Origin of the sequence: Microbacterium sp. LEMMJ01, assembly GCF_002114135.1 — a bacterium.
Classification (GTDB): Bacteria; Actinomycetota; Actinomycetes; order Actinomycetales; family Microbacteriaceae; genus Microbacterium.
Genome location: NZ_NCTV01000030.1, coordinates 374,185 through 398,930, shown reverse-complemented (window position 1 = coordinate 398,930; position 24,746 = coordinate 374,185). Strand labels below are relative to the sequence as shown.

Genomic DNA, 24,746 nt, shown 5'->3' with positions numbered 1-24,746 from the left:
GCCGGCGATGGAGGCCGCGGCCTCCCTGTTCGCCGACCTCGTGTCCCACGGCGTCCGTGATGTCGTGCTGTCACCCGGCTCGCGGTCGCAGGCTCTCGCGCTCGCCGCGGCGGCCTTCGCCGACGAGGGCGCGCTGCGCGTGCACGTGCGGATCGACGAGCGGGTCGCCGGGTTCACCGCCCTGGGCATCGCACGGGAGACCCGGGTCCCCGTCGCGCTCGTGTGCACCAGCGGCACGGCTGTCGCGAACCTCCTCCCGGCCACGATGGAGGCCTTCCACTCCGGGGTGCCGCTGCTGCTGCTCACCGCCGATCGGCCTCCCGAGCTGCGGGGAGTCGGTGCGAATCAGGCGACCATCCAGGAGGGTCTGTTCCACCCCTGGGTCCGGGCGCAGATCGACGCGCCCGTTCCCGGAGACGGCGAGTGGGACGGCCTCGCCCCGCGCGTGGTCGCCCTCGCGCTCGGGGCGGCGGAACCCGCGTCCGGGCTTCCCGGCGTCGCCGGCCCCGTGCACCTGAACCTGCCGTCCCGGGAACCGCTGTCGGGCGCGATGCCGGCACGGACGCTGACGCCGGGGGAGGCGCCGCGCCTGCCGGAGCCGGAGGCGTTCGCGCTGGAGCGCGGGCCGCGCACAGTGGTCCTCGCGGGCGCCGATGCGGGTGCCGCGGCGGAGGAGATCGCCCATGCCGGCGGGTGGCCGCTCATTGCGGAGATCGTCAGCGGCGCACGCTTCGGACGCCAGGTGGTGCACGGGTATCGCCGGCTGCTGTCCCGCGACGACCTCGGCGGACGCATCGAACGGGTGGTCGTGCTCGGACACCCGACGCTCAGCCGCGAGGCCGCACGGCTGCTGTCCCGCGCGGACGTGGAGGTGATCGCGGTCCGCAAGGGCGGCGAGGAGCTGAATCTGAATCACCGCACGCGCGCCGTCGCGGCCGTCACGGTCGCCCAGGGGGAGACCGACCGGGAGTGGCTCGGCGCGTGGATGCGGGCCGCCGCCGACGAGGCCGTGGATCTCAGCGAGAACGCCCCGGACACCGAGGGGCTCTCCTCCACCGACTTCGCCGCCCGTCGTGACGCCGTGCGCGCGGAACTCGACGCCGTGCGGCGCCCGCTCGACCGGGAGCGCCTCGTGGATGCGGTGTGGCGGGCCACCTGGCCGCACGACCGTCTCGTCTTCGGGTCGTCCCGCCTGGTCCGCGTCGCCGACGAGGTGCTCGGCGGCAAGAAGGTCCCCGTGCACGCCAACCGCGGTCTCGCCGGGATCGACGGCACGATCGCCACCGCCACGGGCATCGCCGTCGCCAGCCAGGCCGCCGGGGCTCCGGGCGTGACCCGGGTGCTGCTCGGCGACCTCGCGTTCCTCCACGACGTCGGTGCGCTGCTGTTCCCGAGCGACGAGACGGAGCCGCGGCTCCAGGTCATCGTCGGCAACGACGGCGGCGGCACGATCTTCGACGGCCTGGAGGTGGCGGGCACCGCGCCGGCCGCGCACCTCGATCGCGTGTTCTACACCCCGCACGGGGTGCGCCTGGAGCACCTCGCGCTCGCCTACGGCTGGGAGTATCAGCGGGTCACCACGCGGACCGCTCTCGACCAGGCGCTGACGACGCCGCGTGGCGGTCGCCAGATCATCGAGGTGCCGCTGCCGCGGTGACTGGCATCATGTGCGTATGAACGCGCACACCTGGACGCAGAACCTGCGGGTGCGGCCCGGCTTCCGCCTGGCCGATGTCGATCCCGACAGCAAGCCCGGCTACGACCACGGCAAGTCCCGCGGCACGGCCGACCTCGAAGCCGGTCTCGAACGCCTGAACGACCTGCAGGAGCGGCTGTTCGCCGAGAGTCGGGTGGGCACGGCGCAGGACGCGGTGCTGCTCGTCCTGCAGGCGATGGACTCCGCAGGCAAGGGCGGCATCGTCCGGCACGTGGTCGGGGGCGTCGATCCGCAGGGCGTCGCGCTCGCCGCGTTCAAGGCGCCGACGGCGGAGGAGCGGCAGCACGACTTCCTGTGGCGCGTCGAGAAGAGGCTGCCGGAGCCCGGGTTCATCGGGGTCTTCGACCGCTCGCACTATGAGGACGTGCTCATCGGACGGGTGCGGCAGCTCGCCGACGCCCCCGAGATCGAGCGGCGCTACGACGCGATCAACGCGTTCGAGGAGCGCGTCGCGGCGTCCGGCGTCCGCATCGTCAAGGTCATGCTGCACATCTCCCCGGAGGAGCAGAAGGCGCGGCTGATGGAGCGCCTGGAGCGCCCGGACAAGCACTGGAAGTACAACCCGGGCGACGTCGACGAGCGGATGCTGTGGCCGCAGTACATGGAGGCGTACCAGACCGTCTTCGATCGCACGTCGACCGAGGCTGCGCCCTGGTACGTCGTGCCGGCGAACGCGAAGTGGTACGCGCGGCTGGCCGTGCAGGAACTGCTGCTGGCCGCCCTCGAGGACATCGATCCGCAGTGGCCGGTCGCCGACTTCGACGTCGAGGCCGAGAAGAAGCGCCTCGCCGCGAGCTGACCGGGGGGGCTCAGGCCAGCGCGTCGACGAGCGGGCGGAACTTCACCCGGGTCTCGAGGAGCTCGCTCTCGGGATCGGATCCGGCGACGATCCCGGCCCCGGCGTAGGCGGTGACCGCGATCGCGTCGTCCGTCGTCGTGAATTGCGCGCACCGCAGGGCGATGGCCCACTCGCCGTTGCCGTCCGCGTCGACCCAGCCGACCGGTCCGGCGTAGCGCTCGCGGTCGAACGGTTCGAGCTCCCGGATGGCGGCGATGGCCGTCGGTGTCGGGGTGCCGGCGACGGCCGCGGTCGGGTGGAGTGCGCGCACGAGGTCGAGGGCCGAGCGGCCGTTCTCCAGCTCGCCTTCCACATCGGTCGCGAGGTGGAAGAGGTTGGGCAGCTTGAGCAGGAAGGGCTGCTCGCTCGCCGCCAGGGCCCTGGTGTACGGGCGGAGGGACGCGAGCACGCTCTGCACGGCGTACTGGTGCTCGTCGAGGTCCTTGGTGCTGGAGGCGAGGTGCGCGGAGGCGGCGGTGTCCGCGTCGGCGTCGGCCCCGCGCCCGATCGTTCCGGCCAGCACACGAGCGGTCACCGTCCGGTCCTGCACCGTGACGAGGGTCTCCGGGCTCGCGCCGATCAGTCCGTCGACCGCGAAGACCCAGGTGTCCGGGTATCCGGTGGCCAGCGCGCGGACGAGTCGCCGCAGGTCGGAGCCCGCGGGGATGGTGCCCTGGAGGTCGCGGGCGAGGACCACCTTGCTGAGCTCGCCGTCCGCGATGCGCGCCAGCGCGCCCCGCACGGCGTCCTGGTAGCCCTGGGGGCTCTGCGCTCCGGGGCCCACGGTGCCCGCCCAGTGCGGTCCGTACTCCGCGGCCTCGACGGCACCCGGCGCACGCTCGTCGTCGGAGCGGTGGATGCGGGTCTCCCAGAAGCGGTCGCCGTGGCGGCCGAGGATCCGCGACGGGATGACGAGCACGCTGTCGGCGCGCGAGTCCTCGTCGAAGGTGAAGGCCCCGAACGCGACGAGTCCGGTTCCGGGGAGACGCAGCGGATCGGAGACCTCGGCCGCCGCCGCGAGCCCCTGCCAGAGCGCCGCGAGGGTCTCGGCGCGGGTGCGCCCCTCCTCGGCCGACGGGCGGAGCTCGGCGACCGGATCACCCACCGCCACGATCCCGTCGCCGCGGCGGAACCAGGCGAGCGGGCGGGCGGGGTCCGCGAAGGAGAGGAGGTCTTCGACCGGATCGATCTCTCGGGTCTCCACGACCAGGGGGGTGTGCTGCACGACTCCAGCCTATTCCGCGGACGTAGGGTGGGCGGATGAGCGATGCGCGTCCCGCAGCCGGTGCCGAGATGATCTTCCAGTGGCGCAAGTGGGACGGGTCGCCGCACTGGCGCCACGAGTGCGTGTACCTCGGTGCCGACCGGTGGGGCGACTGGATGGGGCAGCCCACCGGCTGGCACAGCGCCCGCCCGGGGGCGGAGTTCCACGCGGCCACGCCGAACGTCACCCTTGTCCCGCCGAGCGCCGACTTCGCGCTCACCGTCAATCGCCGGCACCCCCGGGGGATGCGTGTCTACATCGATCTCGGGTGGGACGTGCGGTGGTCGGACGACCCGCTGCTCGCGACGGGCATCGACATGGACCTCGACGTCGTCCGTGTGGAGGGCGAGCGCGGCACCTGGGTCGACGACCGCGACGAGTGGGCGGAGCACAGCGCCCGCTACGGCTACCCGGCCCCCGTCATGCGGCATCTGGAGGAGCTGGCGCTCGACCTCGAGACGAGGGTCAGGGAACGCACGGCGCCGTTCGACGACGCCACGGCCGATCCCTGGCTGGACCGACTCGAAGCGCTGGACCTCGCGCCTAGACTGGACGCGTGACCGCGAACGACAAGAACCGCGCCGATCTCGGCAAGGACCCCGCCCGCGTCAGCGGCATGTTCGACCAGGTCGCCGCCGGGTATGACCGCACGAACACCGCGATGACGTTCGGCAACGACGCGCTGTGGCGGGCCGCGACCACCCGCGCCGTCGCCCCGAAGCCGGGGGAGCGCATCCTCGATCTCGGAGCGGGCACGGCATCCTCCTCCGCCTCCCTCGCCCGCAGCGGCGCGCAGGTCGTCGCGGCGGACTTCTCGCCCGGCATGCTCGCCGAGGGGCAGCGTCGCCATGGAGCGATGCGCAACCTCTCCTTCGTGCAGGCGGATGCCACCGCCCTGCCGTTCGCGGACCAGGAGTTCGACGCGGTGACGATGTCGTACGCGCTGCGCAACGTGAACGACCCGAAGAAGGCGCTGCGCGAGCTCTACCGGGTGACCAAGCCGGGCGGCCGCCTCGTCATCAACGAGTTCTCCACGCCTCCGGGGAAGCTGTTCCGCGGGGCCTACCGGTTCTACAACGCGCAGGTGCTCCCGCGCGTGGCCCGGGTCGCCGGAACGAACGGCGACGCCTACGACTATCTGAACGAGTCGATCCGCGACTGGCCCGACCAGAAGCGGCTGTCCGAATGGATCAGGGAGGCCGGCTGGCAGGATGTCGCCTACCGCAACCTCACCTTCGGCATCGTGGCCCTGCACCGGGCGCGCAAGCCCGCGTGAGCACGGCGCGAACGGCGGCACCCGACGCAGGTAGGCTGGGAGCGTGACTTCGAGCCCCAGCGCCCCGGGTTCGCGACTCGCGAGCCGTCTCGGCTTCAGCGATCGCGTCTTCGTCGGTCCCGCCGCGCGTCGCATCGCCCGCACCATCGAAGACGGACTGGAGCTGGTCGAGACCGGGCTCGCGGACGACGTGCGTGTCGCCGACCCCCTCGCCGACGCCGCCAGCCGCTATCTGTACGAGGCCGGCGGCAAGCGCATCCGCCCCGTCCTCACGCTGCTCGCGGCCCAGCTCGGCGACGGCAACACCCGAGAGGTGATCGACGTCGCGAAGGCGCTGGAGATCACGCACCTCGGCTCGCTGTATCACGACGACGTCATGGACGGCGCGGACCGCCGCCGCGGTGTCCCCGCCGCGCAGACGGTGTGGGGCAACAACATCGCCATCCTCACCGGCGACATCCTCTTCTCGCGCGCCAGCCAGCTCATGTCGCGGCTCGGCGAGCGCGCCATCCGGCTCCAGGCCGACACGTTCGAGCGCCTCGTCCTCGGGCAGATGCACGAGACCCTCGGTCCGCAGCCGGACGACGACCCGATCGCGTTCTACATCCAGGTGCTCGCGGACAAGACCGGTTCGCTGATCGCGGCGGCCACCCAGGGCGGCGTGATCTTCTCGAACGCCCCGGCGGAGTACGAGGAGCCGCTGCGCGTCTACGGCGAGAAGATCGGCGTCGCCTTCCAGCTCCTCGACGACGTGATCGACCTGTCGGCCAAGCCCGAGGAGACGGGCAAGGTCCCCGGCACCGACCTGCGCGCGGGCGTGCCCACCATGCCGTATCTGCTGCTCAAGGCGGAAGGGGATGCGGCGGCGGCCGATCTCGCCGCCCGTATCGACGACGGCGTGGCCCTCATCGCCGACGGCGCTGACCCGGCGATCCTCGACGGACCGCTGGACGAGCTCCGCGACCACGCCGTCACCCAGAAGACCCTCGAGCTCGCCCACGCGTGGACGCAGGAGGCGATCGACGCCCTCACCGCCCTTCCGCGCGGCACCGTGCGCGAAGCGCTCACCCGATTCGCCGAGACCCTCGCCGAGCGCTCCAGCTGACACCACACGGGCCCCGGGCCCGGGTGTCCGCCGCGACGGCACACGAAAGGACCTCCATGACCAAGCTGAGACTGGCCATCGTCGGCGCCGGCCCCGCGGGCATCTACGCCGCGGACATCCTGTTGAAGGCCGAGCGCAAGTTCGACGTGTCCATCGACCTGTTCGAGCAGCTTCCGGCCCCGTACGGGCTCGTCCGGTACGGCGTCGCCCCCGACCACCCCCGCATCAAGGGCATCATCACCGCTCTGCGCGACGTGCTCGACCGTGGCGACATCCGCCTCTTCGGCAACGTCCGGTTCGGCGAGGACATCACCCTTGACGACCTCAAGAAGCACTACAACGCGGTCATCTTCGCCACCGGGGCGATCCGTGACACGTCGCTGGACATCCCCGGCATCGACGCGGTGGGCTCCTACGGCGCCGCCGACTACGTGAGCTGGTTCGACGGCCACCCCGACGTGCCGCGCGAGTGGCCGCTGGACGCCGCGTCGGTGGCGGTCCTCGGCAACGGCAACGTCGCCCTCGACGTCTCCCGCATGCTCGCGAAGCACGCGGAGGACCTCCTCGTCACCGAGGTCCCCGAGAACGTGTACGAGGGGCTCAAGGCGAGCGCCGTCACGGACGTGCACGTGTTCGGCCGCCGCGGGCCGGCCCAGGTGAAGTTCACGCCGCTGGAGCTCCGCGAGCTGGGAGAGCTGCGCGACGTCGACATGGTCGTCTACGACGAGGACTTCGACTACGACGAGGCCTCGAAGGACGCGGTCGCGAGCAACAAGCAGGTCATGGTCATCGACCGCATCCTGCAGTCCTGGCGCAAGCGCGACTCCGTCAACAACGCCGGCGGCACCGCCTCGCGCCGCCTGCACCTGCACTTCTGGGCGCGCCCGGTCGAGGTGCGCACCGACGAGAACGGCCGTGTCGCGGCCCTCGTGTACGAGCGCACCCAGCCGGACGGCCAGGGCGGTGCGGTCGGCACCGGTGAGCTGCGCGAGGTACCCGTGCAGGCGCTGTATCGCGCGATCGGCTACTTCGGCTCGCCGCTGCCGGGCGTCCCCTTCGACAAGAAGCACGGCGTCATCCCGAACCACGAGGGCCAGGTGCTCGCGAAGGACTCCAACGACCGCGTCCCCGGCGTGTACGCGACCGGCTGGATCAAGCGCGGCCCGGTCGGCCTCATCGGCCACACGAAGTCCGACGCCATGGAGACCGTCCGTCACCTGATCAACGACCAGGGCTCGTGGTGGCACCCGGAAGACCCGTCCGAGGAGGCCATCCCGGCACTGCTCGCCGAGCGCGGCGTCGCCTGGACCGACCTGGACGGCTGGCACCGCCTCGACGAGCACGAGATCAGCCTCGGCGCGCCCCAGGAGCGGGCGCGCGTGAAGGTCGTCCCGCGTGAGGAGATGGTGCGCGTCTCCCGCGGCGAGTGAGTCGTCTCGGCGCCGGGGCGTGCTCCCGGCGCCGGGCCCCCGCGCCCCTAGGCTGAGGCCATGCGACCTCGTGCACTCCTGGCCCTCGGCGCCGTGGCCGTGCTCCTGCTGTCCGGTTGTGCGCCCGAACCCGAGGTGAAGCCGACCAGGACGCCGTCGGCCGCGGTCACGACCGCGCCGACACCGGGGGCCGAGGCGCCGACGCCCGTCTTCGACGTGGACTGCGCCGATGTCGACGCGGCCATGTCGAGTGCGCTCGGCGAGGCCGGCGGCGACGTCGCCGAGGTCCTCGGGGTCTGGTCCTCCCCGAGCTGGTACCCCGGACCGGCGCAGCACATGTTCCAGCGGGCCGGCGGGATCGCCTGTTCGGCGGGGACGGCGGAGCGCAACTGGGAGGTCACGATCCTCCCGGACGCGGACGAGGTCACGACGGGGGCGGAGTCCCGCGGCGGATACTTCGGTGAGGAGGCGCGCTGCGAAGGCGGCGGGTACTGCTTCTTCCAGATCGTCGACGGCGACGTGCTCGTCTCGGCCGCGGTCGTAGACCCGGAGCGCGGACCGGACGACACCGCGTCGCTCGAGGAGGTGCTGCGCGGGCTCGCCGCGACCGCCGCCGCCTCGCTGCAGCCCGTGGAGGTTCCAGAGAGCGCCGTCGCCGGGGTCGACTGCACGCGCTTCCTCACCGCCACCGAGCTCGCAGAGCGGGTCGGCGCCGAGGTGCACGTCGTCGACGCGTTCGGCGGCTGGTCCATCCCGGCCGAGGTGTACCAGGAGCGCAACGGCTCGCGGATCTGCTACTACGCCTCGGCCGAGGACGAGTACGCGGCGCAGGGATACCTCACCCTCACCACGCTTCCCGGCGGCGCCTGGGCCTTCGACCGGCTGGAAGGCGAGGACACCGTCGACGTCGAGGGGGCGGACGCCGCCGTGACCGGCGTCGACGAGCTCGGCCGGTCGGTGCTCGACCTCCGGGTGGGGCAGGACTGGCTGCGTCTGACCACGTTCGAAGGGTCAGGAATCGACGACCTCGCTCCGATCGGCGCCGCCATCGCGGACGATTTCTCCGTGGCCCGCCCCGGCGGCGAATGACGGCCGTGGGCTAGCCTGGGCACGAGGGGGAGGACGCATGGCCGAGTGGATCCCGGATGTGCTCGGAGACGAGTTCGCCCAGCTCACCCTCGACCTCGGCAGTGACGAGCAGGGCCCGGTGGTGGCCACCCTCGTGCGCGCGCTGCCGGCTCCGGTCCCGTGGTGGGAGCGCGCTCGGCGCCGTCGCCCGCTGCTCGAGGGCGTGGACGTGCTCTACATCCACGGGTGGTCGGACTACTTCTTCCAGAAGCGGTTGGCCCGATTCTGGACCGCTCGTGGTGCCCGCTTCTTCGCCCTCGACCTGCGCAGGTACGGGCGCAGTCTGCGCGAGGGTCAGACCCCGGGCTACATCACCGACCTGTCCACCTACGACGAGGACATCGCCGCGGCCCTGGACGCGATGGGGCGCGGCGAGGGCGGCGAGGAGAGCGGGCGACGCCTGATCCTGCTCGGACACTCGACCGGAGGGCTGACGCTGAGCCTGTGGGCGGCCCGGCATCCCGGCGCGGCCGACGCCCTCATCCTGAACAGCCCCTGGCTCGAGTTCCAGTTCGCCCCCGTGCGCGCCGCGATCGCCCCGATGGTCGAGTTCCAAGCGCGGATCCGGCCGCTCGACGTCGCGCCGCAGGTCGATCTCGGCTACTACACGCGGGCGCAGCAGGAGGTGGCCGACCCCGACGATCCGATGGAGGTCAACACCGCGTGGCGTCCCGTGCAGACGATGGCCGTGTACGCCGGGTGGCTCAACGCGATCCTCACCGGGCACAAGGCCGTCGCCGCGGGTCTGGACATCGCGGCGCCGGTCTGCGTCCTCCTGTCGAAGCGGTTCGTGCCGCCGACCCGGTGGTCGGAGGAGCTGACCGCCGCCGACTCCGTCCTCGTCGTCGACGACATCGCCCGCGCGGCCCTGCGGCTCGGCTCCTCCGTGACCGTCGAACGGATCGACGGCGCCCTGCACGACGTCTTCCTGTCCCGGCATGAAGCCCGCGAGGACGCGTATCGTCGCCTGCACCGCTGGGTCGTCGGCTGGCGCGCCGCTCAGACGTAATACATCGCGCGTGCGAGGCGCTCCGCCTCGTCGCCGTCGCCGGCGCGCACCGCTTCGGCGAAGTCGGCATACATCTGTCGCATCCGCTCGCGATCGCCGGGGCGCACCACCCAGGCGCGCAGGTTCCGGGTCACCGCGACGGCGACATCGTCGATGAGCATCCGGTGCTGACGGTTCCCGCTGTGGTCGGCGAGGTAGGCGAAGACCGCCCATCGCGCCCGTGCCGTGGACGCGCCGTCGGTGAGCGAGTCCTGCATTCGAGCGATGAGCTCCTGCACCCGCTCGCGCTGGACCGCGCTGAGTCGCGGCACCGCCATCCGGGCCGTGATGCCTCCCTGGTAGCCGGCGAACTCCAGCGATTCGGCCACCACCTGCGGCGTGACCATCGTCACCTCCGTGTACCGGCTCGGGTACATCGTCACCAGTCCCAGTCGCTCCAAGCGCTGCAGTGCTTCGCGGACCGGCGTCCGCGAGACGTGGAGCTCGTCCGCCACGTCGACGTCCCGGATCCGGTCGCCCTCGGCGAACTCTCCCTCCGTGATCAGCCGCCCGATGTGGTGGAACACCTCATCCGCCAGCAGCTGCTTGTTCTCTCCGATGCTCTTCGACTCGATCTGCGCCATGGCCCAGCCCCCGGTGGTTCTTGGTCTGCGACCGACGTCCGCTCCCGGGCGATGAGGGGAGCGACGGCCGCAGGATTGCCGTCATGCCTCCTCGGGGGGCCGATCCGCGTGGGGGCGCGCAGCGGGCGGGGAGGCCTGTCATGAACCCGGGACCGGTCGGCGTGCGACGTCGGCAGACCCCAGGCCGACGCGAGCTCCGGGGGCCCGCGCCGCTCCCTCCCCTGAGCCGGCGTGGCATCCTCGAAGCGCATCCACCGCGGCGATCGGGTGTCGGGCGGGGATGGCGTCGGAGCCGTGACGAGTCACGACCGCTTCCAGTCTCGACGAAGAACACCGATATCTCGGTATGCGTTGACCGGGGAAAAGAAAGGGCCCGGGATGACTCCCGAGCCCTGGCCTCCGACGCGAGTGGCGTCAGCGGTAGTTGATGAACTGCAGATCGATGTCGAGGTCGCTGCCCTTGAGGAGAGCGATCACAGCCTGGAGGTCGTCGCGGCTCTTCGACTGCACGCGCAGCTCGTCGCCCTGGATCTGGCTCTTCACGCCCTTGGGGCCCTCGTCGCGGATGATCTTGCCGATCTTCTTCGCGTTCTCGGAGGAGATGCCGTCCTTCAGGCTCGACAGGATGCGGAACTCCTTGCCGCTGGCGAAGGGCTCGCCCGAGTCGAGGCTCTTCAGGGAGATGCCGCGCTTGATGAGCTTGGACTGGAACACGTCGAGGACGGCGTTCGCGCGCTCCTCGGTGTTCGCGGTGATGAGGATCTGCTCGCCGCTCCAGGCGATCGAAGCACCGGTCCCCTTGAAGTCGTAGCGCTGCTCCACCTCTTTGCGCGCCTGGTTCAGGGCGTTCTCGGCCTCCTGGCGATCCACTTTCGAGACGATGTCAAAGGAACTGTCAGCCATGCCTCAACTGTATCCGCGGCTGTGCGGAAAGTCCCGTGGGCGCGGCACCCCGGGAGCGCGTCTCCGGATCACAGGACTGATCGGCGCGTACGGTGGCGACCCGATGGCGGTGACCTCTCCGAACGGCGACCAGGTCGGCTACGTCACGGTCGCCGACGAGTGCGAGCTGCTCAGCGACCCGGCACCGGACATGGACGAGATCGTCGAACTGGGCTGGTTCCCCCGAGGGGCCATCGCGTCCTTGCCGCGGCGTGACTGGATCGACCGCGTCATCAGCGACGCGCCGCATCGTGGTGTCAGGGAGCCCGCGCGCTGACGCTTCCACCATCCGCCGGGCCGGGGGCCCGCTAGCCGCCGCTCGCCGTGTAGACGTTCTCGGATATCCGAGTCATCCCCTCCGGAGCGGGCGCACCGTCGGGGACGACGGTGAACGTGCCCGTCATGCCTCCGACCGAGAAGAGCGCGCCGCCACCGCCGCACCCGAGCACCCAGCTCTCCTCGTCGGCGTACGCCAAGAGGCATGCGGAAGCGTCGTCGCGGGCGCGAGCGAGCCACAGGGATGTCCCTTCGTCTTCGCCGACGAACCGGGCTGTCGCCTGGTCCACGTCGTCCCACGCGTAGCCGGGAAGATCTGCCGGAACCTCGTCCCGCGCCCCGGCTTCCCGATCGAGCACGGCGTATGCGGCTCCCACGCTGGTGCATCCGCTGAGCGCGACCGTGGACAGGACGACGACGGCGGCAGCCGCCCGAACGTGGATCCCCATCCAGCGATGCTCTCGTAGATGAGCCGTACGGGGAACCCCCGCGGAGCCGCGAAAGGTTGGAACTCCGGCCGATATGGAAGCGTTTTCATGCCTCGCGCCGGGCGCCGGGCCGATCGCGGGTTGATATCGACGCGGTTGCGGATTGTGGTCGCCTTTCGAAACGATGCATACTGTAAGCGCTTGCAGTCTTGCAGGCGCTCAGCACTGAGAGAGGCACACACCAATGAAGGTGAATAAGAGGGGCATGGTCGCCGCGGGCGCCATCGCCATCGTTTCGGCTCTGACGCTCGCCGGCTGCTCGACCGGCTCCGGCGGCGACGACTCTTCCTCCGGTGGCGACAGCGGCGGCACGCTGACCGTCTGGGTCGACGCCGAGCGGGTCGACGCGCTGCAGGGCGCGGCGGACGCGTACCAGGAGAAGACCGGTGTCACGGTCAAGCTGGTGGGGAAGTCCGTCGACGACATGAAGGACGACTTCATCCAGCAGGTCCCGACCGGCAAGGGCCCCGACGTGGTCATGGGCGCTCACGACTGGCTCGGCGAGCTCTCGACCAACGGTGTCGTCGCGCCGATCGAGCTCGGCGACAGCTCCGAGGACTACCTCCCCGTCGCGCTCCAGGCGGCGACCTATGAGGGCACCGTCTACATGCTCCCGTACGCGGTCGAGAACATCGCGGTCCTGCGCAACGCTGACCTCGTCCCCGAGCCCGTGACGAGCTTCGACGACATGGTCTCGAAGGGCACGTTCGTCGTGGAGCAGGGCGCTGAGGGCAACCCGTACCACCTGTACCCGTTCCAGACCGCGTTCGGCGCTCCGGTCTTCGGCACCGATGACAGCGGCAGCTACGACCCGACCGACCTGCAGCTCGGCAGCGAGGGCGGCTTCGCCTTCGCCGACTGGCTGGGCGCGCAGGGTGCGGCCGGCACGCTGAACACCGACATCGACGGTGAGATCGCCAAGCAGCAGTTCCTCGACGGCACCGCCGCCTTCTGGCTGACCGGCCCGTGGAACGTGGGCGCGGCCACCGAGGCGGGCATCAACGTCGAGATCGACCCGATCCCGAGCCCGACTGGGGAGACGGCCTCGCCGTTCGCCGGCGTCAAGGGCTTCTTCGTGAGCGCCGAGTCGAAGAACAAGGTCGCGGCCAACGACTTCCTCGTCAACTACCTCGGCACGGAGGACGTGCAGCTGGAGCTGTTCAAGGCCGGCAACGTCCTTCCGGCCCTCACGGCTGCCGCCGACACCGCGGCGTCCGACCCGATCATCGCCGGCTTCCAGTCCGTCGGCGCCGACGCGGTCCCCATGCCGGCGATCCCCGCCATGGGCGCGGTCTGGCAGTTCTGGGGCGTGGCCGAGGCCGCCATCATCAACGGCGAGGACCCGCAGGCGACGTGGCAGAAGCTCGTCGACGACGTGACCGCCGCGATCGAGTAACGGCCGACCAGATGACGACCCTGCCGGGGCGGGCCGCCCAGCCCGCCCCGGCAGGACCATGACGAGGACGACATGACAGACACCGAAGAGCGCACCGCGCCCCCCACGCCTCGGCAGCGCCAGGCGGCGAAGATCGCCGAGGCGGCCTCCCGACCGATCGGGTGGATGCTGCTCAAGATCCTGTTGCTGGCGATCGTGGACGCGATCGCCGTCTACGCCGTGTTCGTGCTGCTCGTGCAGCGCGAGTGGCTGGTGCTCGGCCTCGTCGTCGCGGTGACGGTCGTCGTCAACTACATCTACTTCTCCCGCAAGCGCATCGCGGCGAAGTACCTCACGCCCGGCATCATCTTCCTGGTCCTGTTCCAGGTCTTCACGCTCCTCTACACCGGCTACATCGGCTTCACGAACTACGGCACCGGTCACAACGGGAGCAAGGAGCAGGCGATCTCGTCGCTGCTCGCCTCCGCGCAGGAGCGCGTCGAGGACTCCCCGACGTATCCCGTCACGGTGGTCGAGCAGTTCGGCACCTACGGCCTCCTCGTCACGGATCCCGACGACGGGGATGCGCTCCTCGGTACGGCGGAGCAGCCTCTCGCCGAGGTCGACGCGGAGTTCGAGGGTGGCAAGGCCGTCGCCGTCGACGGGTGGACCACGCTTCCGCTCGCCACCGTCTTCACCCTGTCGGAGGAGCTGGAGCAGCTCTCCGTCCCGTTCAGCGACGACCCCAACGACGGCAGCCTCCGTGCACCCGACGGGCAGAACGGCTACCTGTACGTCTCGACGCTGACCTACGACGCCGCTGCCGACACGATCACGGACACCGCGACCGGCACGGTCTACAGCGATACCGGCGACGGTGCGTTCACCGCGGAGGACGGCGAGCAGCTGCTGCCCGGCTGGCAGACCACGGTCGGCTTCGACAACTTCGTCCGCGCGGTGACCGACGAGTCCATCCGCGGTCCGCTCATCTCGGTCACCGTCTGGACCTTCGTCTTCGCGCTGGTTTCCGTCGCGACGACCTTCTTCCTCGGCCTGCTGCTCGCGCTCGTCTTCAACAACACGCGCATGCGCTTCCGCAACGGCTACCGGATCATCCTCATCCTCCCGTACGCCTTCCCCGCGTTCCTCTCCGCGCTCGTCTGGGCCGGGATGATGAACGAGAGCTTCGGGTTCATCAACCAGGTGCTGTTCGGTGGCGCGGCCATCCCGTGGCTCACCGATCCGGTGCTGGCGAAGGTGTCCGTGCTGCTGGTGAACCTCTGGCTCGGCTTCCCGTACATGTTCCTCGTCTGCATGGGCGCGCTGCAGGGCATCCCGGACGACGTGAACGAGGCCGCCGTCATGGACGGTGCGAACGCGTGGCAGATCTTCCGCCGCATCAAGCTGCCGCTGCTGCTGGTGACCGTGGCACCGCTGCTGATCTCGTCGTTCGCGTTCAACTTCAACAACTTCAACCTGATCTACATGCTGACCAAGGGCGGCCCGCGCTTCAGCGACGTGTCGATCCCCGTCGGCCACACCGACATCCTCATCTCGATGGTCTACAAGGTGGCCTTCACCGGACAGACCCGCGACTACGGTCTCGCCTCCGCCTTCACGATCCTGATCTTCGTCGTGGTCGCGACGATCTCGATCATCAGCTTCCGCAAGACCAAGGCCCTCGAGGAGCTGAACTGACATGAGCACCGTCCCCAGCACCGCCACCGCCCCGCGCACCGCTCCGCCGCGTCGTTCGTTCGGCGCCTGGTTCGCCGACACCGGATGGCGTCACCTCGTCGCCATCGTGGTGAGCGCCTTCGCCCTCTTCCCGCTCCTGTACGTCGTGTCGGCCTCGCTCAACCCGAAGGGCACGCTCACCGGGTCGAACCAGCTCTTCTCGGCGATCGGGATCGACAGCTACGTGCGCATCCTCAGCGATCCGCAGAACCCGTACGGGACGTGGTTCCTGAACACGCTGCTCATCGCGGTCGTGACGGGCGCGGTCACCGTCTTCATCGGCGCCTGTGCGGCATATGCCTTCTCCCGCATGCGCTTCGCGGGCCGTCGCGTGGGGCTCGTCACCATCGTCGTGGTGCAGATGTTCCCGCAGCTCCTCGCGGTGGTCGCGATCTTCCTGCTGATGTCGACGCTGGGGGACTGGTTCCCGGCGATCGGCCTCAACACGCACACCGGCCTGATCCTCGTCTATCTCGGCGGCGCGCTCGGTGTGAACACCTACCTGATGTACGGCTTCTTCAACACGATCCCGAAGGAGATCGACGAGGCCGCCCGCATCGACGGCGCCGGGCACGCGCGGATCTTCTTCACGATCATCCTCCGCCTGGTCGCCCCGATCCTCGCGGTCGTCGGTCTGCTCTCCTTCATCGGCACGGTGAACGAGTACGTGATCGCCAGCGTCATGCTCGTCGACGTGGATCAGCAGACCCTCGTCGTCGGTCTGACCAAGCTCGTGGCGAACCCTCGCTACGCCGACTGGTCGGCCTTCTCCGCCGGCGCGGTCATGGCGGCGATCCCGGTGATGGTCCTCTTCCTCTTCCTGCAGAAGTACATCGTCGGCGGTCTCACCGCGGGGGCGACCAAGGGCTGATCGACGCATCGGGCAGCGCTAGCGTGCGTCACATGCTACCTTGTGAGGCATGACAGCGGACGCCGGGGCGCAGATGCGCAAGGGAGTGGTGGAGTACTGCGTGCTCGGCCTGCTCTCGCGCGAGCCCATGTACGGCTGGCAGCTGTCGGAGGCACTCACCGGCGCCGGGCTGATCGCCAGCATCGGCACCCTCTACCCGCTGCTCGGGCGGTTGCGGGACAACGGCTGGGTGACGACGTTCGACCGGCCGTCCGAGAGCGGTCCGGCGCGCAAGTACTACCGGCTCACGGATGCCGGTATCGATCAGCTCGCGCGCTTCCGGGCGCAGTGGGCGCCGTTCGCCCGTGCCGTCACGGGCATGGTGGGGGAAGGATGACCATGACCGAGAAGACCGCAGCCGAGCTGCGTGACGACTACCTGGCCCGGCTGGACGAGGCGATGCGCGGCCTCCCGCACGGTGTCGCGTCGGACATCCGCGGCGGGATCGCGGAGGAGCTCGACGGGCTCGACGCGGAGGCGACCGCGGAACGGATCGACAGGCTGGGGGATCCCCGAGGGATCGCCCGTGAAGCGGGGGACGAGGTGCCGACGGTGCCGCCCGTCGTGTTCCCTGCGCCCGCGCCCGCTCCGTCGGCACCTCGCACGCCGACGACGGCGACGCGGGGCTTCGCGATCGCAGCGGCACTCACCCTGAGCTTCGGCGGGATCGTGGTGCCGGTCGTCGGCTGGTTCGTGGGCGCGGTGCTCGTGAGCCTCAGTGCGATGTGGCGGACCTGGGAGAAGGCGCTCGCGATCCTCGTGCCCTTCGCGGCCACGGGGCTGTCCTTCCTGATCACCTCGACCATGACGGGGTTCTCGACGGGGTCGGCCTCCGGCAGCTCGACCGACGGCGACGCGGTGTCGGACGTGGTGAACCCGCTCGTCCCGTCCTTCGGGGAGTGGCACCTGCTCCTGCTGCTGGGGTTCCTGCTGGTCCCGGCCTCCGGGCTCTGGCTGCTGTGGCGGATGCGCGGCCGCGGCGTCCGCTGACCGAGGCCGCCGCGTCGCGGCGTTGCTCACGGCCCGGGCGGGGGCGCGGGCCTACGGTGGGACCATGGCACGGGTGGGTGGTCGGAACCTCGGGATGAGCTGGTTCGCCGGCATCGTGTGCGCCGGGATCGTCGGCGCTCTGGTCTGGCTCTCACTGCCGATGCTCCCGATCCTCGCGCAGTTCGCCGGCGACGCGCTCCGCAGCACTTTCCCCTGAGCCGCGGAACCCGCGCGGCGACGCGTATGGCGACACGACGGCACGCCTCCGGAAGCGCCGGGACGCGCGGCGGTAATCTCGCACTGCACATCCCCGATGAGAGGCGCATCCCATGAGTGATCCCGAGGCTCGTCAGCCCGAGAAGTCGAACGACGTCGACGACGTCGTCGGCAGCGCGAACGCCGGTCTCGACGCCGCAGCGGCAGCCCGCGGAGATGTTCCCGGCGGCGCGGACGACGTCGACCGCTCGCGTGCCGAAGACGCGACGCCGGCGTCTGCGGAGACGCCGGCCGACCAGGCCGCAGCGCGGCAGGAGCCCGCGGTCGACCCCGATCTCGCCGCGTTCGAGGCCGCCGAGCGGGAGCACCCCGGCACCTTCGCCTCCTCCGCACCGGCTCCAAGCCGTACAGAGGGCGACCGTCCCGTCGCCGACAGCTTCGGTGACGAGCGACGCGACGCGACCCCCGAGACCTCGCTGTACGCGACGCCGGAGACCTCGCTGTACGACACCTCGGCCCCCCGCGCGCACGAGGAGTCGGCCATGGCAGGCGCCGCCTACGCCTCCCACGCCGACGACACCGACACCCGGATCGTGCCCTCCGAGCCGCTCACGAACGGTGCCGCTGCCGCCGCGCCGCAGCCCCAGCAGCCGCAGCCGATCTTCGTGCAGGCGCCGGAGCCGCCGCGCGAGCGCGGCAACCGCGGCACCGCCGGGGCCATCGGCCTGCTCGCCACCGTCGCCTTCGCGCTGCTCTACCTCGCGACCGTCCTCGGCCTCGGCGCTCTCGCCGGCGACGTGAACGGGGAGAACATCGGCGAGGTGCTCGTGGCCCCGCTGCTCACCTGGGGCTTCTGGACGCCGGTGGTCGTGTTCTTCCTCGGCTTCTGGCTCCTCGGAGCGATCATCAACCGTGGCCGCTGGGGCCTGTGGGTGGTGTTCGGCATCGTGGTCGGACTCATCGCCTACGCCGGACACATCCTGGGGCAGCTCTTCGAGGCGCCGTTCTGGAAGCTCACGGCGTCGCAGGGCCTCGAACTCGCGGGGGAGCAGCTGCTGGCACCGCTGGCGATCGCGGCCTTCGTGTGCGCCCGCGAGCTCACGATCTGGTTCGGCGCCTGGGTGGCCCGCAGCGGCGCCCGTAAGACCGAGCTGAACGAGGAGGCGCAGCGCGAGTACGAGCGCACCCTCGAGGCCGGTCCCACCCTGTCGAGGTAATCACGAACACCACCACGCCGAACCCCCGCGGGCCCGAGTCCGCGGGGGTTTCGGCTGTCCTCGCGGCAGTGATGGCCACCATCGCCTTCTTCGCCCTCGCCGTCTTCGGCCTGGGTGCGCTCAGCGTCGCCACCGACCGGGACATCATCGATGCACCGGGCCTCGGGCAGATCCCCGGGGTGTCCGGCATGGTCGCGGCGGTCGTGGTGTTCGCACTGGTCCTGTGGGCGACGGTGCGGCGGGGACACGCCTCCTTCGGCTCCGCTCCCGTGATCGCGCTGCTCACGGCCCTCGTGCACCTGGCCACCGTCTGGTTCGCCGTGCTCGTCGCGACGAGCGACGTGGTCGTGGCCACGGCCGTCGCCGGAGATCTCGTCCGCGGCGGCGCGAGTCTCGTGCTCCTCGCCGCGGCGGCGGTGGCCGCCTGGGGCGGGATCGCCCTGCGCCGCACGAAGTCGGCGCAGCCGCGATGGCCGTGGGAGCGCGACGAGGGGGAATGACACCCCGGAAATCCGCGCCGTGAGCGGCGACGCGCCGTACGCTGGTGGGGTGGAGCGCTCATTGGAGACGCAGGTCGACCAGGCCGTCGAGGCCTGGTTGCGCTGGGTGCCGCGCTGGGAGCCGGCGACGCACCGCGGCCGGACCGCGCCCTGCCGACGCTGTCTCGGCTCGCCCATCCTCGCCGCCGCGGGAATCGCCGGCACCACCCCGCACGGCGTCCAGCACGGCCTGTCGACGCGCATCAAGACGATCGTCGACCACGCGGTCGCCGAGTACACCGCGCGGAACCTCCCCACGCTGCAGCGGGAACTCGACCAGCAGGCCGCGCGCAACAGGGCCCGCAGCTATCGACCGACGGAAGACCTCGACCCCGAGTTCGAGGGCATGCCGCTGGACCCGGAGCCGGTGCCCGGCGCCCCCTTCCTCTTCACGATCGCCGGCCTCGCCGACGACTCCGCGGCCGAGCTGCCGCCGCTGCCTCCGCTCTCCGACGAGGCCAAGACGGCACTGCGACAGGAGGTCGCCCTCGCGGACGAGTACGCGAACCTCGTCGGCCGGGAGATCTGCGGGATCCTGCTCCGACACCGCATCACGATCCAGGCGGCGGTGTCCCGGCACGTCGAGCCGCAGATCGAGGCGCTCCTCGCCGAGCTGACGGAGTCGCTGGACTCCCCGTTCGACCCCGACATCCCCTGACTCCGCGCGGGTCGGGTGAGGGCGGCCGTCATTTGACCGTCAGGTTACGCGGCATTACACTTGATCAGGTGTGTGCACGTCCTGACGTGCGCGCTGGGCGTCGGCACCTCGCCGGTCCGCCCCCACGGCATACCCACCACACCAAAAGCTCGCCGGTTCCGGCGTGCCGGTGGGTCATGATGTGAAACCCATCACGCTGTCACCGTGCAGCACTATGAGGAGAGAACGTGCCAACCATTCAGCAGTTGGTTCGCAAGGGTCGCTCGCCCAAGGTCTCGAAGACCAAGGCGCCCGCGCTCAAGTCGAACCCGCAGCAGGCCGGGGTCTGCACCCGCGTCTACACCACCACCCCGAAGAAGCCGAACTCGGCGATGCGCAAGGTCGCTCGTGTGAAGCTCCGCAACGGGACCGAGGTCACCGCGTACATCCCCGGTGAGGGCCACAACCTGCAGGAGCACTCCCTGGTGCTCGTCCGCGGCGGTCGTGTGAAGGACCTCCCCGGTGTGCGTTACAAGATCGTCCGTGGCGCTCTGGACACCCAGGCCGTCAAGAACCGTAAGCAGGCTCGTTCCCGCTACGGCGCGAAGAAGGGTTGAGTTAGATGCCTCGTAAGGGTCCCGCCCCCAAGCGCCCCGTCGTCAACGACCCGGTCTACGGCGCTCCGATCGTCACTTCGCTGGTGAACAAGATCCTCGTCGACGGCAAGAAGTCGCTGGCCGAGTCGATCGTCTACGGCGCCCTCCGCGGCGTCGAGGCCAAGAACGGCCAGGACGCCGTCGCCACCCTGAAGAAGGCGCTCGACAACGTGCGCCCCACGCTCGAGGTCCGCAGCCGCCGCGTCGGTGGCTCGACCTACCAGGTTCCGGTCGAGGTCAAGCCGCACCGCGCGAACACCCTCGCGCTGCGCTGGCTCGTGAGCTACGCCAAGGGTCGTCGTGAGAAGACGATGACCGAGCGTCTCCAGAACGAGATCCTGGACGCGTCGAACGGCCTCGGTGCCGCGGTCAAGCGCCGCGAGGACACCCACAAGATGGCCGAGTCGAACCGCGCGTTCGCTCACTACCGCTGGTAACCCCTTCGACGGGCTCAGGGACCCTTCCGCGTTCCTGGGCCCGTCGCACCCCCTCTTCGCAGTACACCTGCTGCTCCAATAGATAAGGACACTCCTGTGGCACAAGACGTGCTCACGGACCTGAGCAAGGTCCGCAACATCGGCATCATGGCGCACATCGATGCCGGCAAGACCACGACGACCGAGCGCATCCTGTTCTACACGGGCGTCAACCACAAGCTCGGCGAGACGCACGACGGTGCCTCGACCACCGACTGGATGGAGCAGGAGAAGGAGCGCGGCATCACGATCACGTCTGCCGCCGTGACCTGCTTCTGGAACAAGAACCAGATCAACATCATCGACACCCCCGGTCACGTGGACTTCACGGTCGAGGTGGAGCGCTCGCTCCGCGTCCTCGACGGCGCGGTCGCCGTGTTCGACGGCAAGGAGGGCGTCGAGCCCCAGTCCGAGACCGTGTGGCGTCAGGCCGACAAGTACAACGTCCCCCGCATCTGCTTCGTCAACAAGATGGACAAGCTCGGCGCGGACTTCTACTTCACGGTCGACACGATCATCAACCGCCTCGGCGCCAAGCCGCTGGTGCTGCAGCTCCCGATCGGTGCCGAGAACGACTTCGTCGGCGTCATCGACCTCATCGAGATGCGCGCCCTGGTGTGGCCCGGCGACGCCAAGGGTGACGTGACCATGGGTGCCTCCTACGAGGTGCAGGAGATCCCGGCCGACCTCAAGGACAAGGCCGAGGACTACCGCCAGCAGCTGCTGGAGACGGTCGCCGAGACCGACGAGGAGCTTCTCGAGAAGTTCTTCGGCGGCGAGGAGCTCACCGTCGCGGAGATCAAGGGCGCCATCCGCAAGATGGTCATCGCCAGCGAGATCTACCCGGTCCTCTGCGGCTCCGCCTTCAAGAACCGCGGTGTGCAGCCGATGCTGGACGCCGTCGTCGACTACCTCCCGTCCCCGCTGGACGTGCCCGCCATCGAGGCGCACGACCCGAAGGACGAGGAGAAGATCATCGAGCGTCACCCCGACGCGAAGGACCCGTTCGCGGCCCTGGCCTTCAAGGTCGCCGTGCACCCGTTCTTCGGTCGTCTGACGTACGTGCGCGTCTACTCGGGCGAGCTCGAGTCGGGCGCCCAGGTCATCAACTCGACCAAGGGCAAGAAGGAGCGCATCGGGAAGATCTTCCAGATGCACGCCAACAAGGAGAACCCGGTCGACAAGCTGACCGCCGGTAACATCTACGCCGTCATCGGCCTGAAGGACACCACCACCGGTGACACCCTCGCCGACATCGCGCAGCCGGTCGTCCTCGAGTCGATGACGTTCCCGGAGCCGGTGATCGAGGTCGCCATCGAGCCGAAGACCAAGGCCGACCAGGAGAAGCTGGGTCTCGCGATCCAGAAGCTCGCTGAGGAGGACCCGACCTTCCGCACGGAGCTCAACCCCGAGACCGGTCAGACGACCATCAAGGGCATGGGCGAGCTGCACCTCGACATCCTCGTGGACCGCATGAAGCGCGAGTTCCGCGTCGAGGCGAACGTCGGCAAGCCGCAGGTAGCGTACCGCGAGACGATCCGCAAGGCCGTCGAGAAGCACGACTACACGCACAAGAAGCAGACCGGTGGATCGGGCCAGTTCGCCAAGATCCAGTTCAACATCGAGCCCCTCGAGCTCGACGGCGAGAAGACGTACGAGTTCGTGAACGCGGTCACCGGTGGCCGCATCCCGCGCGAGTACATCGGCTCGATCGACGCCGGTTTCCAGGACGCCATGAACGTCGGTGTCCTCGCGGGCTACCCGATGGTGGGCGTCAAGGCGACCATCGTCGACGGTGCGGCGCACGACGTCGACTCCTCGGAGATGGCGTTCAAGATCGCGGGCTCCATGGGCTTCAAGGAGGCCGCTCGCCGTGCCAACCCCGTGCTGCTCGAGCCGCTGATGGCCGTCGAGGTCCGTACTCCGGAGGAGTACATGGGCGACGTCATCGGCGACCTGAACTCGCGTCGTGGCCAGATCCAGTCGATGGAGGACGCCGCCGGCGTCAAGGTCGTGCGCGCCGCGGTGCCGCTGTCCGAGATGTTCGGCTACATCGGCGACCTGCGCTCGAAGACCTCCGGCCGTGCCGTCTACTCCATGGAGTTCGACAGCTACGCCGAGGTCCCGCGCGCGGTGGCCGACGAGATCGTCCAGAAGGCCAAGGGCGAGTAACACTTCTGGGAACCCTGGGTCGCTGAGCCTGTCGAAGCACCCGGGGTTCCCAGGTCACCTACAACTTCACATTCCCTCTCTACTAAACTGAGAACCTAACCCGTAGAGAACCGGTCGCAAACCAGTGCCCGGCACCTCTACAACGACGTCCTGAGGAGGACCCAGTGGCTAAGGCCAAGTTCGAGCGGACCAAGCCGCACGTCAACATCGGAACGATCGGTCACGTCGACCACGGCAAGACCACGCTCTCCGCAGCGATCTCGAAGGTGCTTGCTGACAAGTACCCGTCCGACACGAACGTGCAGCGTGACTTCGCTTCCATCGACTCGGCGCCGGAAGAGCGCCAGCGCGGTATCACGATCAACATCTCGCACATCGAGTACGAGACCCCGAAGCGCCACTACGCCCACGTTGACGCCCCCGGCCACGCCGACTACGTCAAGAACATGATCACGGGTGCGGCGCAGATGGACGGCGCGATCCTCGTCGTCGCGGCCACCGACGGCCCGATGGCGCAGACGCGCGAGCACGTGCTGCTCGCCAAGCAGGTCGGCGTCCCCTACCTGCTCGTCGCGCTGAACAAGTCCGACGCGGTCGACGACGAGGAGATCCTGGAGCTCGTCGAGCTCGAGGTCCGCGAGCTGCTCTCGAGCCAGGGCTTCGACGGCGACAACGCTCCCGTCGTCCGTGTCTCCGCTCTCAAGGCCCTCGAGGGCGACGAGAAGTGGGTCGACGCGATCCTCGAGCTCATGCAGGCTGTCGACGACAGCGTTCCGGACCCGGAGCGTGACCGTGACAAGCCGTTCCTCATGCCCGTCGAGGACGTCTTCACGATCACCGGTCGTGGCACCGTCGTCACGGGTCGCGCCGAGCGTGGCACCCTGGCCATCAACTCCGAGGTCGAGATCGTGGGTCTGCGCCCGACGCAGAAGACGACCGTCACCGGTATCGAGATGTTCCACAAGCAGCTCGACGAGGCCTGGGCCGGCGAGAACTGTGGTCTGCTCCTCCGCGGCACCAAGCGCGAGGACGTGGAGCGCGGCCAGGTCATCGTGAAGCCGGGTTCGGTCACGCCGCACACCGACTTCGAGGGCACGGCCTACATCCTGTCCAAGGACGAGGGTGGCCGCCACAACCCCTTCTATACGAACTACCGTCCGCAGTTCTACTTCCGCACCACGGACGTCACCGGCGTCATCACGCTGCCCGAGGGCACCGAGATGGTCATGCCCGGCGACACCACCGACATGACGGTCGAGCTGATCCAGCCGATCGCCATGGAGGAGGGCCTCGGCTTCGCCATCCGTGAGGGTGGTCGTACGGTCGGCGCCGGTACGGTGACGAAGATCATCAAGTAAGCATCTGCTTCCTCGCAAAGGGGTCGAGCCTTCGGGCTCGGCCCCTTTGTCGTTTTCCGGATCGAGGGTTCCGTCGCCCGGTTCTGCCCGGCACAATGAGGTGTCCGGCGCGATCGTCGGAAGCACACACCTCCGAAGGGGATTCACATGGGTATCGAGGACGCCGTCAACAAGGGCAAGGACCTGTACGAGCAGAACAAGGACAAGCTCGCCGAAGCCGTCAAGAGCGAGCAGGCCGAAGACATCAGCGACAAGGTGCTCGACGGCGTCGCCGACTTCGCGAAGAAGATCGCACCGGGCGCGGCGGACAAGATCGACGAGATCCGCGACAGCGCGGACAAGAGCATCGGCAACGAGTAGAGCCGGA

The 24,746-nt window shown here is 69.7% G+C and carries 27 protein-coding genes; 23 read left to right on the top strand and 4 right to left on the bottom strand.

Annotation, left to right across the window (positions count from 1 at the left end; translation table 11 throughout):
- Positions 1-7: 7 nt before the first annotated feature.
- Both menD and B7W94_RS10825 read left to right on the top strand, forming a co-directional pair.
- Positions 8-1,657, top strand: a complete 1,650-nt coding sequence (gene menD, locus B7W94_RS10830; RefSeq protein ID WP_085606506.1) for a 2-succinyl-5-enolpyruvyl-6-hydroxy-3-cyclohexene-1-carboxylic-acid synthase — start codon at positions 8-10, stop codon at positions 1,655-1,657.
- Between the two features lie 16 nt (positions 1,658-1,673).
- Positions 1,674-2,516 (top strand): polyphosphate kinase 2 family protein, encoded by an 843-nt coding sequence (locus B7W94_RS10825; protein WP_085606404.1) that lies wholly within the window; start codon positions 1,674-1,676, stop codon positions 2,514-2,516.
- A 10-nt stretch (positions 2,517-2,526) separates the two neighbouring features.
- Here the strand turns inward: B7W94_RS10825 and B7W94_RS10820 are convergent, their stop codons facing one another.
- Positions 2,527-3,780, bottom strand: a complete 1,254-nt coding sequence (locus tag B7W94_RS10820) for an isochorismate synthase (RefSeq protein ID WP_085606402.1) — start codon at positions 3,778-3,780, stop codon at positions 2,527-2,529.
- A 35-nt stretch (positions 3,781-3,815) separates the two neighbouring features.
- Here B7W94_RS10820 and B7W94_RS10815 point away from each other — a divergent pair, with 35 nt between their 5' ends.
- Genes B7W94_RS10815 through B7W94_RS10790 form a run of 6 tightly spaced genes read left to right on the top strand, consistent with a single transcriptional unit; the run spans position 3,816 to position 9,767 of the window.
- Positions 3,816-4,379 carry a DUF402 domain-containing protein gene (locus tag B7W94_RS10815; protein WP_085606400.1) on the top strand — a complete coding sequence of 188 codons (564 nt, stop codon included), beginning with the start codon at positions 3,816-3,818 and terminating at the stop codon, positions 4,377-4,379.
- The gene (locus B7W94_RS10810; RefSeq protein ID WP_085606398.1) at positions 4,376-5,095 is read left to right on the top strand and encodes a class I SAM-dependent methyltransferase; all 720 of its coding nucleotides are present in this window, start codon (positions 4,376-4,378) and stop codon (positions 5,093-5,095) included. Before B7W94_RS10815 ends, B7W94_RS10810 begins: the two co-directional genes overlap by 4 nt.
- A 43-nt stretch (positions 5,096-5,138) precedes the next feature.
- Entirely contained in the window at positions 5,139-6,200 is a 1,062-nt protein-coding gene (locus B7W94_RS10805; protein WP_062632900.1) for a polyprenyl synthetase family protein, read from the top strand.
- 56 nt (positions 6,201-6,256) lie between these two features.
- Positions 6,257-7,630 carry an FAD-dependent oxidoreductase gene (locus B7W94_RS10800; protein ID WP_062632898.1) on the top strand — a complete coding sequence of 458 codons (1,374 nt, stop codon included), beginning with the start codon at positions 6,257-6,259 and terminating at the stop codon, positions 7,628-7,630.
- Between the two features lie 60 nt (positions 7,631-7,690).
- Positions 7,691-8,719 carry a hypothetical protein gene (locus B7W94_RS10795; RefSeq protein ID WP_085606396.1) on the top strand — a complete coding sequence of 343 codons (1,029 nt, stop codon included), beginning with the start codon at positions 7,691-7,693 and terminating at the stop codon, positions 8,717-8,719.
- 37 nt (positions 8,720-8,756) lie between these two features.
- Entirely contained in the window at positions 8,757-9,767 is a 1,011-nt protein-coding gene (locus tag B7W94_RS10790) for an alpha/beta hydrolase (RefSeq protein ID WP_085606394.1), read from the top strand.
- On the opposite strand, the gene B7W94_RS10785 is transcribed toward B7W94_RS10790, so the two are convergent.
- Entirely contained in the window at positions 9,758-10,390 is a 633-nt protein-coding gene (locus B7W94_RS10785) for a GntR family transcriptional regulator (RefSeq protein WP_085606392.1), read from the bottom strand. The genes B7W94_RS10790 and B7W94_RS10785 overlap by 10 nt on opposite strands.
- 414 nt (positions 10,391-10,804) lie before the next feature.
- Positions 10,805-11,293 (bottom strand): YajQ family cyclic di-GMP-binding protein, encoded by a 489-nt coding sequence (locus tag B7W94_RS10780; protein ID WP_025102421.1) that lies wholly within the window; start codon positions 11,291-11,293, stop codon positions 10,805-10,807.
- Between the two features lie 109 nt (positions 11,294-11,402).
- Here B7W94_RS10780 and B7W94_RS10775 point away from each other — a divergent pair, with 109 nt between their 5' ends.
- On the top strand, positions 11,403-11,609 hold the full coding sequence (locus B7W94_RS10775) for a hypothetical protein (RefSeq protein ID WP_216353892.1): 207 nt from the start codon (positions 11,403-11,405) through the stop codon (positions 11,607-11,609).
- Between the two features lie 31 nt (positions 11,610-11,640).
- Here the strand turns inward: B7W94_RS10775 and B7W94_RS10770 are convergent, their stop codons facing one another.
- Positions 11,641-12,057, bottom strand: a complete 417-nt coding sequence (locus B7W94_RS10770; protein WP_085606390.1) for a hypothetical protein — start codon at positions 12,055-12,057, stop codon at positions 11,641-11,643.
- A gap of 223 nt (positions 12,058-12,280) precedes the next feature.
- On the opposite strand from B7W94_RS10770, the gene B7W94_RS10765 reads away from it, so the two are divergent.
- From B7W94_RS10765 to B7W94_RS10705, 14 genes are all read left to right on the top strand, one after another.
- A complete protein-coding gene (locus tag B7W94_RS10765; protein ID WP_085606388.1) occupies positions 12,281-13,492 on the top strand; it encodes a sugar ABC transporter substrate-binding protein in 1,212 nt (403 codons plus the stop codon).
- Between the two features lie 72 nt (positions 13,493-13,564).
- Positions 13,565-15,169 carry a maltose ABC transporter permease MalF gene (gene malF, locus B7W94_RS10760; RefSeq protein WP_062765241.1) on the top strand — a complete coding sequence of 535 codons (1,605 nt, stop codon included), beginning with the start codon at positions 13,565-13,567 and terminating at the stop codon, positions 15,167-15,169.
- Between the two features lies 1 nt (position 15,170).
- Positions 15,171-16,079, top strand: a complete 909-nt coding sequence (locus tag B7W94_RS10755) for a sugar ABC transporter permease (protein WP_062765238.1) — start codon at positions 15,171-15,173, stop codon at positions 16,077-16,079.
- Between the two features lie 49 nt (positions 16,080-16,128).
- A complete protein-coding gene (locus tag B7W94_RS10750) occupies positions 16,129-16,455 on the top strand; it encodes a PadR family transcriptional regulator (protein WP_062765234.1) in 327 nt (108 codons plus the stop codon).
- Positions 16,456-16,457: 2 nt separating this feature from the next.
- Entirely contained in the window at positions 16,458-17,108 is a 651-nt protein-coding gene (locus tag B7W94_RS10745) for an HAAS signaling domain-containing protein (RefSeq protein ID WP_085606386.1), read from the top strand.
- Between the two features lie 64 nt (positions 17,109-17,172).
- Complete coding sequence (locus tag B7W94_RS18120; protein WP_164498161.1) at positions 17,173-17,325, top strand: hypothetical protein; 153 nt, start codon at positions 17,173-17,175, stop codon at positions 17,323-17,325.
- Between the two features lie 112 nt (positions 17,326-17,437).
- The gene (locus tag B7W94_RS10740; RefSeq protein ID WP_085606384.1) at positions 17,438-18,541 is read left to right on the top strand and encodes an ABC transporter; all 1,104 of its coding nucleotides are present in this window, start codon (positions 17,438-17,440) and stop codon (positions 18,539-18,541) included.
- Between the two features lie 71 nt (positions 18,542-18,612).
- On the top strand, positions 18,613-19,041 hold the full coding sequence (locus tag B7W94_RS10735) for a hypothetical protein (protein ID WP_238695598.1): 429 nt from the start codon (positions 18,613-18,615) through the stop codon (positions 19,039-19,041).
- Between the two features lie 49 nt (positions 19,042-19,090).
- Positions 19,091-19,738, top strand: a complete 648-nt coding sequence (locus B7W94_RS10730; protein WP_062765222.1) for a hypothetical protein — start codon at positions 19,091-19,093, stop codon at positions 19,736-19,738.
- 227 nt (positions 19,739-19,965) lie between these two features.
- The gene (gene rpsL / locus B7W94_RS10725) at positions 19,966-20,334 is read left to right on the top strand and encodes a 30S ribosomal protein S12 (protein WP_013584051.1); all 369 of its coding nucleotides are present in this window, start codon (positions 19,966-19,968) and stop codon (positions 20,332-20,334) included.
- Between the two features lie 5 nt (positions 20,335-20,339).
- Positions 20,340-20,810 carry a 30S ribosomal protein S7 gene (gene rpsG, locus B7W94_RS10720; RefSeq protein WP_017201608.1) on the top strand — a complete coding sequence of 157 codons (471 nt, stop codon included), beginning with the start codon at positions 20,340-20,342 and terminating at the stop codon, positions 20,808-20,810.
- Between the two features lie 96 nt (positions 20,811-20,906).
- Entirely contained in the window at positions 20,907-23,021 is a 2,115-nt protein-coding gene (fusA, locus tag B7W94_RS10715) for an elongation factor G (RefSeq protein WP_062632877.1), read from the top strand.
- Between the two features lie 164 nt (positions 23,022-23,185).
- Positions 23,186-24,379: an elongation factor Tu gene (tuf, locus tag B7W94_RS10710; RefSeq protein ID WP_062632876.1), complete on the top strand. Its 1,194-nt coding sequence runs from the start codon at positions 23,186-23,188 to the stop codon at positions 24,377-24,379.
- 147 nt (positions 24,380-24,526) lie between these two features.
- The gene (locus tag B7W94_RS10705; RefSeq protein WP_062765219.1) at positions 24,527-24,739 is read left to right on the top strand and encodes a hypothetical protein; all 213 of its coding nucleotides are present in this window, start codon (positions 24,527-24,529) and stop codon (positions 24,737-24,739) included.
- The last annotated feature ends 7 nt before the right edge of the window (positions 24,740-24,746 follow it).

Coding starts and splice junctions, on each gene's coding strand:
- B7W94_RS10790 (WP_085606394.1), top strand. CDS start 8,757: ATGGCCGAGTGGATCCCGGATGTGCTCGGAGACGAGTTCGCCCAGCTC.
- B7W94_RS10795 (WP_085606396.1), top strand. CDS start 7,691: ATGCGACCTCGTGCACTCCTGGCCCTCGGCGCCGTGGCCGTGCTCCTG.
- menD (WP_085606506.1), top strand. CDS start 8: ATGGAGGCCGCGGCCTCCCTGTTCGCCGACCTCGTGTCCCACGGCGTC.
- B7W94_RS10750 (WP_062765234.1), top strand. CDS start 16,129: ATGACAGCGGACGCCGGGGCGCAGATGCGCAAGGGAGTGGTGGAGTAC.
- B7W94_RS10770 (WP_085606390.1), bottom strand. CDS start 12,057: ATGGGGATCCACGTTCGGGCGGCTGCCGCCGTCGTCGTCCTGTCCACG.
- B7W94_RS10755 (WP_062765238.1), top strand. CDS start 15,171: ATGAGCACCGTCCCCAGCACCGCCACCGCCCCGCGCACCGCTCCGCCG.
- B7W94_RS10745 (WP_085606386.1), top strand. CDS start 16,458: ATGACCGAGAAGACCGCAGCCGAGCTGCGTGACGACTACCTGGCCCGG.
- B7W94_RS10735 (WP_238695598.1), top strand. CDS start 18,613: ATGGCCACCATCGCCTTCTTCGCCCTCGCCGTCTTCGGCCTGGGTGCG.
- B7W94_RS10815 (WP_085606400.1), top strand. CDS start 3,816: ATGAGCGATGCGCGTCCCGCAGCCGGTGCCGAGATGATCTTCCAGTGG.
- B7W94_RS18120 (WP_164498161.1), top strand. CDS start 17,173: ATGGCACGGGTGGGTGGTCGGAACCTCGGGATGAGCTGGTTCGCCGGC.
- B7W94_RS10705 (WP_062765219.1), top strand. CDS start 24,527: ATGGGTATCGAGGACGCCGTCAACAAGGGCAAGGACCTGTACGAGCAG.
- B7W94_RS10800 (WP_062632898.1), top strand. CDS start 6,257: ATGACCAAGCTGAGACTGGCCATCGTCGGCGCCGGCCCCGCGGGCATC.
- malF (WP_062765241.1), top strand. CDS start 13,565: ATGACAGACACCGAAGAGCGCACCGCGCCCCCCACGCCTCGGCAGCGC.
- rpsG (WP_017201608.1), top strand. CDS start 20,340: ATGCCTCGTAAGGGTCCCGCCCCCAAGCGCCCCGTCGTCAACGACCCG.
- B7W94_RS10780 (WP_025102421.1), bottom strand. CDS start 11,293: ATGGCTGACAGTTCCTTTGACATCGTCTCGAAAGTGGATCGCCAGGAG.
- B7W94_RS10825 (WP_085606404.1), top strand. CDS start 1,674: ATGAACGCGCACACCTGGACGCAGAACCTGCGGGTGCGGCCCGGCTTC.
- B7W94_RS10765 (WP_085606388.1), top strand. CDS start 12,281: ATGAAGGTGAATAAGAGGGGCATGGTCGCCGCGGGCGCCATCGCCATC.
- B7W94_RS10740 (WP_085606384.1), top strand. CDS start 17,438: ATGAGTGATCCCGAGGCTCGTCAGCCCGAGAAGTCGAACGACGTCGAC.
- B7W94_RS10785 (WP_085606392.1), bottom strand. CDS start 10,390: ATGGCGCAGATCGAGTCGAAGAGCATCGGAGAGAACAAGCAGCTGCTG.